10 protein-coding genes and 1 other annotated feature are annotated in these 13,133 nt (G+C 42.5%); of the genes, 7 read left to right on the top strand and 3 right to left on the bottom strand.

Going from position 1 to position 13,133, the window contains the following annotated elements:
- Nucleotides 1-108 precede the first annotated feature (108 nt).
- Entirely contained in the window at nucleotides 109-975 is an 867-nt protein-coding gene (locus QPK24_RS14125; RefSeq protein WP_285742108.1) for an AraC family transcriptional regulator, read from the bottom strand.
- 155 nt (nucleotides 976-1,130) lie between these two features.
- On the opposite strand from QPK24_RS14125, the gene QPK24_RS14120 reads away from it, so the two are divergent.
- Complete coding sequence (locus tag QPK24_RS14120) at nucleotides 1,131-2,519, top strand: MATE family efflux transporter (RefSeq protein ID WP_285749325.1); 1,389 nt, start codon at nucleotides 1,131-1,133, stop codon at nucleotides 2,517-2,519.
- Nucleotides 2,520-2,571: 52 nt separating this feature from the next.
- Nucleotides 2,572-2,823: a binding site (T-box leader), on the top strand.
- Nucleotides 2,824-2,923: 100 nt separating this feature from the next.
- Nucleotides 2,924-4,480 (top strand): 2-isopropylmalate synthase, encoded by a 1,557-nt coding sequence (locus QPK24_RS14115; protein WP_285742106.1) that lies wholly within the window; start codon nucleotides 2,924-2,926, stop codon nucleotides 4,478-4,480.
- Between the two features lie 160 nt (nucleotides 4,481-4,640).
- Here QPK24_RS14115 and QPK24_RS14110 read toward each other — a convergent pair whose 3' ends face one another.
- Nucleotides 4,641-5,393, bottom strand: coding sequence for an SDR family NAD(P)-dependent oxidoreductase (locus QPK24_RS14110; protein ID WP_285742104.1), 753 nt, complete (start codon nucleotides 5,391-5,393; stop codon nucleotides 4,641-4,643).
- Nucleotides 5,394-5,542: 149 nt separating this feature from the next.
- Here QPK24_RS14110 and QPK24_RS14105 point away from each other — a divergent pair, with 149 nt between their 5' ends.
- Nucleotides 5,543-6,463, top strand: coding sequence for a LysR family transcriptional regulator (locus QPK24_RS14105; protein WP_285742102.1), 921 nt, complete (start codon nucleotides 5,543-5,545; stop codon nucleotides 6,461-6,463).
- Nucleotides 6,464-6,612: 149 nt separating this feature from the next.
- Here QPK24_RS14105 and QPK24_RS14100 read toward each other — a convergent pair whose 3' ends face one another.
- On the bottom strand, nucleotides 6,613-7,803 hold the full coding sequence (locus QPK24_RS14100; RefSeq protein ID WP_285742100.1) for an FtsW/RodA/SpoVE family cell cycle protein: 1,191 nt from the start codon (nucleotides 7,801-7,803) through the stop codon (nucleotides 6,613-6,615).
- Between the two features lie 179 nt (nucleotides 7,804-7,982).
- Here QPK24_RS14100 and QPK24_RS14095 point away from each other — a divergent pair, with 179 nt between their 5' ends.
- The 4 genes from QPK24_RS14095 (at nucleotide 7,983) to QPK24_RS14080 (ending at nucleotide 13,120) form a co-directional block, all read left to right on the top strand.
- On the top strand, nucleotides 7,983-8,480 hold the full coding sequence (locus QPK24_RS14095; protein ID WP_285742098.1) for a GrpB family protein: 498 nt from the start codon (nucleotides 7,983-7,985) through the stop codon (nucleotides 8,478-8,480).
- A 34-nt stretch (nucleotides 8,481-8,514) separates the two neighbouring features.
- Nucleotides 8,515-9,045, top strand: coding sequence for a DinB family protein (locus QPK24_RS14090; RefSeq protein ID WP_285742095.1), 531 nt, complete (start codon nucleotides 8,515-8,517; stop codon nucleotides 9,043-9,045).
- A 62-nt stretch (nucleotides 9,046-9,107) separates the two neighbouring features.
- Nucleotides 9,108-10,571: a carboxylesterase/lipase family protein gene (locus QPK24_RS14085; protein WP_285742093.1), complete on the top strand. Its 1,464-nt coding sequence runs from the start codon at nucleotides 9,108-9,110 to the stop codon at nucleotides 10,569-10,571.
- 209 nt (nucleotides 10,572-10,780) lie between these two features.
- Nucleotides 10,781-13,120 (top strand): stalk domain-containing protein, encoded by a 2,340-nt coding sequence (locus QPK24_RS14080; RefSeq protein ID WP_285742091.1) that lies wholly within the window; start codon nucleotides 10,781-10,783, stop codon nucleotides 13,118-13,120.
- The last annotated feature ends 13 nt before the right edge of the window (nucleotides 13,121-13,133 follow it).

Here is a 13,133-nt window from a genome sequence, read left to right as displayed (position 1 = left end):
AAAGACGAGATAAAAGACGAGATAAAAGACGAGAGATAGGACAAAAGATACCAAGTGAAGAATGCGAAGAGAAAAGCGCTCCCCTTAAGAACAAGGGGATGCGCTTTGTTAATCCATAAAAAACTGCTGGCGATATCTCCGCGGAGAGATGTTCTCCTGCTTGGTAAAGCAAGAAGTGAAATAAGCAGCTTGATTAAATCCGACTTCTTCTGCAACACGGCTGATACTATAATCGGTTTGCATAAGCAGAAGCTTGGCTTGTTCTATTCGGTACCGCTGTAAGTACTCTACTGGAGAACAGCCATATTCTTTTTGCATACAGCGAGCAATATATACGGGATGAAAATTAATGTTCAGACCCATGGTATGCGCTTTGAATTCATCTCGGTAGTGTGAACGTAAATAACTGGCTGCTTTCTCAGCACAGGCTAAGGAAGGGGAAGCGGAAGGATGTACGCCTGTTGCGGCAAGCAGCTGAATGAGTTCTTGAAAAAGAACTTGCTGATTCCACAGCGCTCTTGTCTGATGTCCATTTTGTACAAGTCCTGTGAGCGTATATAATAATTCGATCGTGCGCTGCATTTGTGTCAGGCGACCGAACTGAGGGACTTCAATCGTAAAATAGTTGGGGATCATAAACTGCAGCTCAATTGCATCCTCCCTTTGAAACATCAGTGACTTGTCGATACCCCATTCTCCGCTCGTCTTAAAATGCAGCCAGTAGTAGGTTGTATCTGCAGAACAATCCTTCGTCCCATAATGATGAGCATCCGGCCGTAGAATAAGGTACATCCCAGATTCAACTTGGTACGGTACGCCGTTCTCGATCACATCAAGTTGACCGCTGACGACAACAAGCAGATCAAAAATGCCGAAATTCTTTCGATTAGGCTGTTTGCCTGCATAAGGTGCCTCACACAGTCCGCTTATGATGTACTCAGGAAGAGGCGGGACCGTAAAATGTAAAGTTGTCATAGGTATATCCTTTCAAACCCGATTGAGGTTGCAAATTTATAAGTTTGAGTTCATAAAATGATATTTTAAATTCATTATACCAACTATAATTTGAAAAGTTAATGCGCTGTACTCGTCATTTTACTTATAGCGCCACTTTCTCATCGGAGGTTGGAATACTAGATATGAATACCAAAAAATTTACCCTTTGGGTGCTGGCTTGGCCTATTTTTATTGAACTGTTTCTGCAATTTTTGCTGGGAGCCGTAGATACATTAATGGTCAGTCGTATTTCGGATGACGCAGTTGCCGTCGTTGGATTTTCAAATCAACTGTTTCAAGCGATGACAGTTCTGTTCACAACAGTGGCCAGCGGAGCAGGAATACTAATCGCTCAGAAGCTGGGATCGCATAAAAAGCTGGATGCCCGTGTCATTGGAATCATGGCGTTCACGGTAACAACCATCCTTGGAGCGATATGCAGTATAATCCTTATAGCATCTCCGCAAAAAATTGCAATGGTATTACAATTACCGGAGCATCTGCTGCCGCTGGCAGGTATTTATATCTCGATTGTTGGCGGAGGTATGATTCTAATCGCAATGATGGCTACCATGAGCACGGTCATACGGAATACAGGGAATACGAAAGGACCCATGTATGTCGCACTTGGGATGAATGTGATTCATGTGTTTTTGAATTATGCCTTCATTTTTGGAGCGTTTGGATTCCCGCAGTGGGGCCTGACCGGCGTAGCCATTTCTACTGTAGCAAGTCGCTTGCTCGCGGTTATTTTGCTTCTTCTGATGTTCTTACGGTCCTTTGAATACCGGATCAAGTGGCGAGAACTTACCGTATTTCATCGGCCTTTATTCGGTGAAATACTGAAGATTGGATGGCCGCTTGGCGTTAATATGTCTTGCTGGGTGTTCTCTCAGCTTATTATTTACTCTTACATCGCCACACTTGGTGCGGCAGAACTAGCGGCGCGGACCTATATGAACACGCTTGAATCATTCTGCTTTCTGCTTGGGTCATCGATCGCGACGGCAGCGCAGATTCAAATCGCTCATCTCTTCGGAGCTGGCCGAGTTCGGGAAGCTTACCGGAGTGCTTACCGTGCACTGGGGATCGGGGCAATCTATGTAGTTGTAAATGCGCTGATTCTTTTTGTATTTGGAAGACAGCTTCTCGGACTCTTTACGGATGATCAGACGATTATCGCGATTGGTGCATCTTTGCTTGGGATGAACCTCATTCTACAGCCGGGTAAAATGCTGAATATGGCACTTGGTAACTCGCTTAATGCGATCGGTGACACGAGATTCACCATGTATATTTCGCTCGGTTCCATGTGGATCATTGCGACAGGAATGTCATATGTACTTGGAATTCATCTAGGTTTTGGTCTGATCGGCATCTATTCTTGCATGATAGTGGATGAGTACCTAAGAGGGATTTTATCTTATGTGAGGTGGCGGGGACAGAAGTATTTACGAAAAGCAGAAGCGGCAAAGCAGCAAAAACCGGATGGCATGACGGTAGAACCTGCTGTAGTAATTTAAGCTTGACAAAGGAAATAAATACCAATATACTCCATTTAACCAATTGAACATATCAAATGTGCTGATTAGAAATAGTAGAAGTGTGGAACTCTTTCAGAGAGCCGTTGGCAGGTGGGAATACGGCAGCAGGGACCACTTTGAACTCGTCTATGAACAGCTGCCTGAATATAGTAGGGTTTGCCGGGATTCCGCCGTTACAAGGATAGATGGTCTTCGCCATCGAACAAAGATTGTTTCTTATCCGTATATTTATAGGGGTAGGAAACGAATTAGAGTGGTACCGCGGGTTAACCTCGTCTCTATAGCAGAGACGGGGTTTTTTGTTTGCTAAATTCCGGGTTTAGCAAACCTCGTGTTTACATAAAATGAATTACATTCTTATTTTCCGTGAGGAGGAAATTTTCATGACAAACCGCAATGTATTGGTACTGGACACGACGCTGAGAGATGGAGAACAAGTTCCTGGAGCGAAACTAAACACCTTGCAGAAAATTGAATTTGCACAACAGCTGAAAAGATTACATGTAGATATGATCGAGGCAGGTTTTCCTGCTTCTTCACAGGGAGATTTTCATGCGGTTCAACAAATTGCAAAAAAAGTAGGAGATCAAATCTCAATAACGGCTCTTGCAAGAGCGGTAAAAAGTGATATTGATGCTGTTTATGAAAGTATTAAGCTCGCACAGAATCCATTCATTCATATCGTGCTTGGAACTTCTAATATTCATCTTGAAAAAAAATTCGCCCGATCAGAGGATGCCGTCATGCAGATGGGGGTAGATGCGGTGAAATATGCGAAGACGCTGCTTCCTGAAGTACAGTATTCGACGGAGGATGCTTCTAGGTCTGATTATGAATATTTGTGGAGAACCATTGAGGCAGTAGTGAAAGCGGGGGCGACCATCATAAACGTTCCAGATACCGTTGGATACGCCGTTCCTGAAGAGTTTGGTGATTTGATAAGAAGAATTAATGAGCGCCTTAAGAATCTAGACGATAAAGTAATACTGAGTGTTCATTGCCATAATGATTTGGGGATGGCGACGGCAAATACGCTGAGTGCCATTAAGAACGGAGCGCAAAAAGTAGAGTGTACCATTAATGGACTCGGTGAGCGTGCCGGGAATACCTCTCTTGAAGAAGTCGTCATGGGACTGAAAGTAAGAGAGAACTTTTACGGCTGTACGACCCGAATTCAAACGAAAGAAATTTTGCAGACTTCCCGGCTATTGACGCATTTAACGGGGCTGGATGTCCAAGTGAATAAGGCGATTACGGGGGATAATGCTTTTGCTCACTCCTCTGGAATCCATCAGGACGGTTTGCTCAAAGATAAAAATGTATATGAGATTATGTCACCTGAAGAAGTGGGCGGAGAAAAAATGGAGCTCATTCTTACGGCAAGATCGGGACGTCATGCATTTAAAAATGCAGTGGAGCGTATGGGGTTCAGCGTTACGAATACCGAAGAATTTGAATTGTTATTTGAAAAATTCATTACCCTGGCCGATGCTAAAAAAGAAGTGTACGACCATGATGTGTTTTATCTGGTGACCGAACATTTAAATAAGCCGCAGTCAAGAGGACATTTATATGAACTGGCATCCTTTCAAGTAGTGACGAATGATCAGTATCCAACAGCCAGTGTAGAACTGAAAAAGGGAAGCGATGTGCTCAGAGGAAGTTCCATCGGTGACGGGCCGATTGATGCGCTGTATAGTGTCATTAAAACGTTAACGGATCTCGATGTTCAGCTGACCCACTACAAAATAAATAGTATATCGAGAGGGAAAGAAGCAGTCGGACGAGTGCATCTGCAGATTTCATGTGATGGAAAGACGTACACAGGGCGTGCGATGGATACGGATATCATTAAGGCTAGTGCGATCGCATATATTAATGGGATTAACGCAGTGATCTTGGATCAGATGGAGCTTGCGGAAAACTTGGTGGAACAGTAACCATTCATGAACTTCATATCATGATAAATCAAATAACGATCAAAAAAGATGACTCTCGGAAATATACCTGAGGTCATCTTTTTTGATTAATTCAATATGTTGAATCTATTCCATATTACCTTTTGTTGCTTTAATCAGTTTTAAGTTGATTTCGCGAACCTTATTTAAAGGAAGCATAGCCTTGGTCAGCCATTACTACACTGCCGTTAATCGCTTCCGCTTCTTCTAGAGATACAAGATATACGGTTTTAGCTACGGCTTCCGGTTGAGTCAGCTTGCCGCCCATGACTTTATGAGCCATCTCATCGGCCATACCTAGATCTTTGTAACCTTGAATGATAGGAGTGTCTACTACACCTGGAGCAACCGCAACAACACGAATATCATACTGCGCAAGTTCTAATGCAGCCGATTTACTCATCATAATGACCGCACCTTTGGTAGCATGGTAAGCGAAAGATCCTGCTGATGCAAGGAATCCGAATACGGAAGCCGTATTAATAATAACCCCTTTGATACCAAGTTCTCTCATTTTTTTGCTGGCTGCGATAATTCCGTAAGCTACTCCGTGTTGGTTCACATCTATGACGCGATGGTAGGCATCCCAGTCCAGAGCAGCAACGGGGGTAGGCAGGCCAATTCCCGCGTTATTGAACATGACGTCAATACGGCCATATTGTAGTACGGTTTGTTCCACAAGCGCTTCTACACTTTCATAATTAGAAACATCAACTTGAATAAAAGCAGCTTCGCCGCCATTTTTCTCGATCAACGCAACGGTTTCTTTACCGCCTGCTTCATTATAATCTGCAACAATAACACGATCGCCTTTTTTTGCGAAAATAAGGCTGGTTTCGCGGCCTATTCCACTTGCCCCGCCTGTAATAACAGCTACTCTTTTTTCATTACTCATGATAAATCCTCCTATATAAATTACGTATTTGTGATAGATATCATTGCTTCTGTTTACCTTACATTTAGTATATACTCGTTTTACCATTAACTATATTTAAAGTATTTTAAGTGAAGTTAAGAATAAGTTAACTAAAGGAGGGGAGATCTATGAACATGGATCAACTCTTGTATATCACAGAAACCGCCAGAACAGGATCGCTCACCAAAGCATCAGAATCATGTAATGTTACGCTATCTGCAGTTAGTCAGGCGATTACAAGTCTTGAAAACGAACTGGGATTCTCCTTATTTACAAGATCTCGTGCGGGAGCTATCCCTACAGAAGATGGGAAACGTATTTTATCCAAAGCATATAAGGTACTTGATGCACTTGAGGAACTGAAACAAGAGACTGAGGTTCAGCCCGAACAGCTTACAGGCGTAATAAGAATAGCGACTATTCCGCTTCCGACACTGATTTATACCGATGCAATTATTGATTTTAAGAAACAGTTTCCCGGAGTTACGCTGGAACTATGTGAGATGAGTACGAATGATATCATTCATGAAATAAATGAAAGACGTTTTGATGTGGGACTGATTATATTTGAAGAAGAGCTGAGACAGCAGCATAAATCCTTATTATTCGGTAAGCTGATTCAGCAAGAAATGGTCGCAGGCGTTAGCAAACGTTCTCCCCTTGCATTGCAGGATTCGATTACCCCGGAGGAGATTCTGAAGCATCAGATGGTTCTATATAAAGATGATCTGCTGTTGAAATTTTACGAAGATCTCCAGCAGAATTATGGAAAAGGTCCACTCTTATTTTCAACGAATCAGACTTCCGTCATATGGAAATTGGTTCGAGAAAATATGGCAATAACGATTGGATTTGATTTGTCATTTGGTAAACATGCTCATATGTCCAGCAGTGATATTGTAGTCTTACCGATTGCAATCCAAACTTCCGTCTCCTCTTATGTAGGGTGGGTACAGCCGAACAGGAGAAACATCCCAAAGCAAGTATCGGCTTTCTTGAATCAGTTGGCAAATCAATATCGTTATCATGAACGTAACGAGAGCTTGTAAAATAAAAAAAGACAGTAGGCAAACTAGTGTAAGCTAGATTGTCTACCGCCTTATAACCTTTTTATAACCGCTCAAAAACCGCTCTAAGACCGCTCTAAGACCGCTCTATAACCATCCTATAACCGCTCGAAAACCATCCTATAACCGCCTTATAAGACGGTTCTTTTACTTAACTGCAAGCTCTCCGTATTTGGTAACATATCATCGATTACCTCATCATTTACTTTAATGCTCAGTACTACACCTATGCAGAGCATATTAATGAGCAGTGAAGAACCTCCAAAGCTAAGAAAAGGTAAAGTAATTCCCGTCAAAGGCATGAGTCCGATAAACATGCCGACATTCTCAAAAATTTGATAGATGAACATAGCCACAATACCCACAATTAGAATAGGTCCCGCCTTATTTTTACATTCAAGTCCGATATAGATGAGCCGGTAAATTAGTATGAAATAGAGAAATAACAAAAGAGATACCCCGAGAAACCCAAACTCTTCTGCAGCGACGACGATAATCGAGTCCGAGTAAGTATAAGGAACATATCCCGTCTGCACCATCGTCCCTTGCTTATATCCCTTTCCTAATAAGCCGCCTGACGCAATCGCGATTTTCGCATTTCTTGTATGGTAAGAAGCATCTTTGCCTGCTTCTTCAGGCAAAAGCCAGGGATCGATCCGATCGAGCCAGTGCCCTTTTTCCGTATTCGAAAGATAGGTAGTAATTTGATCATGAAAGGTGATATATGACTTAATTCCACCAATGGAAAGAGCAGCGATGAGCAGAAGTATAATAAGTGCATGTCTGTTTTTAATGTTCCCGATCCACAGCATACCGATTAAGATGACCAGATAGCTGAGTGCATTACCCATATCATTTGTTTTCATGACTAAGGCAAAAGGAAGAAGGGTGACAAGTGAGAGGGGGATGACATTTCCCCAGAAGGTGAGTTTCTTGTTCTGTTTCATTAAGATACCGCCCAGCGTAATGATCAGTATTATTTTAAAGACTTCGGCGGGTTGCACATTAAATAAATGAGGGATAGAGATCCAGCCCCTGGAGCCGTTGATGACCTTGCCGAAAAACGAAACATAGATAAGCAGCAATATACCTGCTCCGTAGATATACCAATAATATTTCAAGATGAGTTTGTAGTGAAATAACGCAGTCACAAGTAAAGCCGCAAAACTAAGCAGGTAATAGATCACCATTTTCATTTCGGAACCGGCGAATTTTTCGGGGCTGTATTGAATCCCGCTATGTATCAAAAGAATGCTGGCGAGCATGAAAAAACAAAGGATCCAGATGATTGTAGAATCTATCTTTTTTAGTTTTTGCAACATGTAAATGAGTCACTCCCTTGTTAATCTAATGCTACATATCCCTAAATTATAGATGAATATTGTTTTATTTACCAACCGAGGAGGAGTTTTCATTCTGATTTCGAATGTTTGAAAGACAGCACTTTGGTTTAAATGGATGGTCATTCATCCCTACTCTATACATAAGGAGAGGAAGCGGTATGGAAATCGTATCTTTCGCAAGAAATAAATATAATGACCAGGCGGCAGAACTATTTTTGCAGGAAAATAAGAAGTTGAAAGAACGTCTTGAACATGCAGATATTCATCATGTAGGAAGCTCGGCCATTCCCGGCACCCTGACAAAAGGAGATGTCGATATTCAGGTTCGAGTGAAGCAAGAAGAATTTGATGAAGCAGTTCGTGTACTGGAATCTTTATACCCTGTCGATGAAAAAGGAGAACAAACGGCTTCTTTTCGTTCCTTTTATACAAAGGAGACGGTCCTGCCATTAGGTGTTCAGTTGACCGTATGTCATTCCAAACATGATGTATTTCATAAATTTCGCGATGTATTGTTAATTAATGAAGGATACCGTGATCAGTACGATGAACTGAAAGCTTCCTATGAGGGAAAAGATTTGGAGAGTTACCGAGAAGCCCAGCGTCATTTTTTTGATCAGTTAAAGAAAACGCCGGAATATAGAAGTATGAAATAACCTGAGAATGTAGACATAGTAGGAGGACTACAACATGGTACAATTTAATGAAATCATCCCTTACATGGACGGTGTAAGAAATCAACTGTTTGAAGTTCTAGATTCTTTTGGTCCCCATGAGAAAGAGTTAAAGGAAGTGGAGAGCGGCTGGAATGTCACGGAAATTGTAGAGCATTTGGCTAAAATAGAAGGCATGATTCAGCATCAGTTGAAGCAAGCACTTGCTACGGAACCGGTTCTGCCTTCAGAACCAGTAAATGAAAAGAAAACAGATGTTATGGATATTGTGAAAGAGAGCGGTTTGATCGATAAAAAGATGGAGGCACCTGCATTAGCAAAACCAAGCGGTCAACTAAGCTATGATCAAGCGTTGGATCAATTGAATGAGATTCGAGCGGAATCGAAGAAAATAATTCATCAGCTGGCCGAAAGAAATACGAATGATTTGAAATTTCCTCATCCGGTCGGGTTTGAATTAAATGCGAATCAGTGGGCTCATTTTATTGCCATTCATGAAATAAGACATATTGGTCAATTACAAAGAATTCGTAAAGCGCATGAATAAGAATTGTATATTCGTTATAGCAAACGATTTAAGAAACGGACATCAGGAAGGATGAATACGAGATGAGAGAGCTGATAGTAAATACAAAATATGGTGCGTTAAAGGGACGCAACATAGATGGAGCAGCAGTATGGAAAGGAATCCCTTATGCGAAACCGCCTGTGAATGAACTTCGTTTTGAAGCGCCCGAGCCGCCTGATTCCTGGGAAGGTGTCAAGGAAGCTGATCAGTTTGGACCGGAGTGTATACAGCCAAGAACAGAAGGGGGACTATTTGAGACTCCAGGATATGAGCCGGTAGAATCGGAAGATTGTCTTTATCTCAATGTATGGGCTCCAGAACAAGTAGCGAAACAAAAGCTTCCGGTCATGGTATGGATTCACGGAGGTGCATTCGTCAGCGGATCAGGCAGCACCTCGTTCTATGATGCTACAGAGTTTGTGAAACGCGGTGAGATTATTGTTGTTACCCTAAACTACCGTCTGGGTCCCTTTGGCTTTATGCACTTATCACCGCTTGGTGAATCATTTATTTCGAACGCGGGACTGCTTGATCAAATTGCGGCCTTGGAATGGGTGCAACAGAATATAGATGGTTTTGGAGGAGACCCCGGCGCAGTGACTGTGTTTGGTGAATCGGCAGGAAGTATGAGTATTGCTGCTCTTATGGCCATGCCAAAAGCAAAAGGACTCTTCAAACAGGCCATTATGCAAAGCGGCGCTTCGCAGCATATACCAGCAGAACAAGCAGCTCAGGTTACAGCTGGAATGCTGCAGATGCTGGGAATCGGTTCTGACGAGGTCCACAAACTAAAAACCCTGCCTGCTGAGCAAATCCTTGCTGCAGGAGAACGCTTCAAACAGCAGACCGGTGCAGGTCTTGCTATGTTATTCCAGCCTGTGGTGGATCAATCTACACTTCCAAAATCACCTGTGCAAGCAGTAAAAGAGGGCGATGCCGGTGACGTTCGGCTCCTTATCGGAACCAACCTTGACGAAGGAGCACTATTTATCCGTCCAGAAACGGATATCATGAACGATGGTGATATTGTAAGAGCAATGGAAATGATGACAGGTGTAACTGATGGGCATGAGATCGTCTCCCAGTATCCGAAAACAACAGATGGACAGGCACAGTTAATGACAGATCTTTTCTTTTGGCGTTCTTCCGTGCAGTTCGCTGCTGCTCAGTCTACATATGCACCGGTATTTATGTACCGGTTCGATTGGACACTTGAAAGTCATCCGCTGTTAAATAAAGCGATCCATGCAGGTGAAATTGCTTTTGTATTTCATAATCTGCAGTTTTTTAAACACTTGGGAATTAACCCGAGTGATTCAATGCAGCAACTTGCTTCTTCGATGCAGGGCGCATGGATTGCCTTTGCAAAAGGGGAAAATCCCGTTCCGGGAGGTCATCATTGGCCTCCCTACTCAATAGAACATAGAGCAACAATGATCTTTAATACCGATCTTGAAGTGATTCAAGATCCAGACCAAGAAAAAAGAATACGTTTCGGATTATGATATAAAAATAACCCCTTGATGAGCCAATCTCATTAAGGGGTTATTTATTGTAAATCTAGCAGAAAGAAGAGAAATTTTCTCACTATTTGGAACATTTTATCACTTATTATAGATTTATCCCATTTCATCAGAAACTTTTTCAGGGATTAAGCGTCTAATAGTAGACGAATTCGAAGAGAATAGAAAATAGAATCAAAAGGAGTCTAAGCATGAAACTGAAGAAATTATCTATGCTGACCGTCCTAGCTTTGTCCCAAGTGGCAACAGCAGTTCCGGTGAGCGCACAAGAAACAGCTACTTCTGCTGCTCAGCAGGTCGTTGCTCAGGAAGTTTACGGAGTGAACAAAACAGCAGAAGAAGGTCAAAACGCACCACAAGCACGTGTAACGAAACAAGAAACGGAAAACAAAGTGGCAACAGAGTCAGCAGAAACAGCAAATGAAAAAGAAACAGCAGCGGATTTAAAAACAGAGAAAGCGACATCGATTACGGAAGAAACAAAACCCGGAGCATCAGCTGAATCCGCAACAGGAGTTACGAAATCAACAGAAAAAACAGCGGTGACGAATGAACAAACGGACGATATTACAGGCGAAGTAACAGCCGCACCGAATGTGAAGTCGGCACCAAGCGAAGAGTCTGCGGAAACCAAACCAGCGACGAACGCAGTTAAAATTGCTACACCAACGGATTTGGTTCTTTATTTTAACAGTACAAAAATGGAACAAGGCGGAGTCACATACAATGCTCCTCAGCCTATGCAAGTGAAAAAGGGAGTATCTTATGTTCCGATTCGCGCTCTAGTAGACCGTGTCGGGTATAAAGTTAGCTATGATAAAAAGACGAAGGAAACCGTCATTGTCAGTGGTGCGAATGAACTGCGGTTTAAGACAGACAGCAGCAAATACACGGTTAATGGCGTGACGAAAACGATGAAAGGTACTTCCTATCAGACGAAAAATACGTTTATGGTTCCGTTGACTGCGATTACAGCAGCCTTGGACATTAAATATAAAGTCGATAATATAGGTAAGAAAGTCATTATGGATCTGGCTACCAAACCTGTTGCTAAGTTCACGATTCAGCCGGGTGAAATTATGGCGGGACAAACGGTAGTTACATACAGTACAGAATCTTCTTCACCGCAAGGGCTGTCTATCGTTGACGAACGCTGGGAAGGAAAACAGGAAGTGTTTGCATCTGCTGGAAAGTATGATGTTTCCTATTCTGTACAGGATTCAAATGGTACGTGGAGCGATCCTTATACAGTAACCATTGAAGTTAAACAGCCTAATCTTCCCCCAGTAGCTATGTTTACAACGGATAAGGAAGAGTACAAAATGGGTGAACTCATTACGATCAACGATCAAAGTACAGATGATGGTAAAATTGTAAAACATGACTGGAATAACAATGCTTATGCGTTCTTTACACCAGGTCCTAAAACCATCAGTCTGACGGTAACTGACGATAGCGGACAAACAGGTTATTTCGAAAAAACTATAGTGATCACAAGTGAGACACTATATTCACAAGATGAATTTAATCGCTTGTTCTTGCCAGCCGGCGAAAAATTCGCATTTGATGGTTCCGCGGTTCCATCCTGGACTAAAGTTCCCTATACTTTTAGCGATGAACCAAGTACTCTGATTCGTAGTAACAGCCCGGAAACCGTGAACTCGGAAGGGATTGTATACCAAGAAACGGCAGCTGGTAACACACGCTTCATGATTCACCATGTGAACAATACAGGTAAGAATGTGAAAATGTACGTAGTTGCAACCAATACGAACTTCACAGAAGCAACGATTAAAACAGAAAATCTTGGGTTTGCAGGACCAAGTCCCATTGCGACCGCTGCTGGGAAATCATCTGTTGAACGTTACTTTGAGTCCATGCAAGATGGAAGCAAACGTTCATCCATAACACTTGCTCCCGGCGAAAGCAAACTTGTCATGACGGAACTAAGCAAGTCTGTTATGAAACAGGGCGGGGTAATCTCATTGTTCTCGGACATGAGCAGTGATTATCCAATTCAATACGATGTAATCATGATTGATGAGAAACTGGATCCGTTAACCGTACTGGAGAAACTTCCTATTCTAGATCGTGATGGCGTTCATAACCGAGGTACGTATCCGAATTCCACTCGCGTAATTCGTTATTCGGAACCGGTAGGGGCGACTTCTATGCGTCTTGCTCTCGGAGACAACCAAGACGATCCAAACCTAGCTGGTATGGACCCCATGCTCGGTGTAGAAGCTTCTAACTCCGGGAATTTCGGTGTATTATACAAAATCACACTTGACCGTGTAGCGCCAAATACACTAATTTCTTTTAACCCGCGCGGAGGAAAGTATTCTGGTTTTGCCATGGTTAATGGAGATATAACAGCGATCTATTCTAAAGGCCAAGTGAGTGCTCCAAATGAGCAAGCCGTACTCTACCGCACAGGTGACTATGAGCAAAAAGTAGAAATCCTACTGACGGCAGCACCAGGAAGTAATCTTCCTGTAAACTTGCTGTTTACACAGATGCCTAAGAAATAAATACGTTCACCAG

The organism is Paenibacillus polygoni (assembly GCF_030263935.1).
GTDB classification, from domain to species: domain Bacteria; phylum Bacillota; class Bacilli; order Paenibacillales; family Paenibacillaceae; genus Paenibacillus; species Paenibacillus polygoni.
This window is presented reverse-complemented; position numbering and strand designations above follow the sequence as displayed.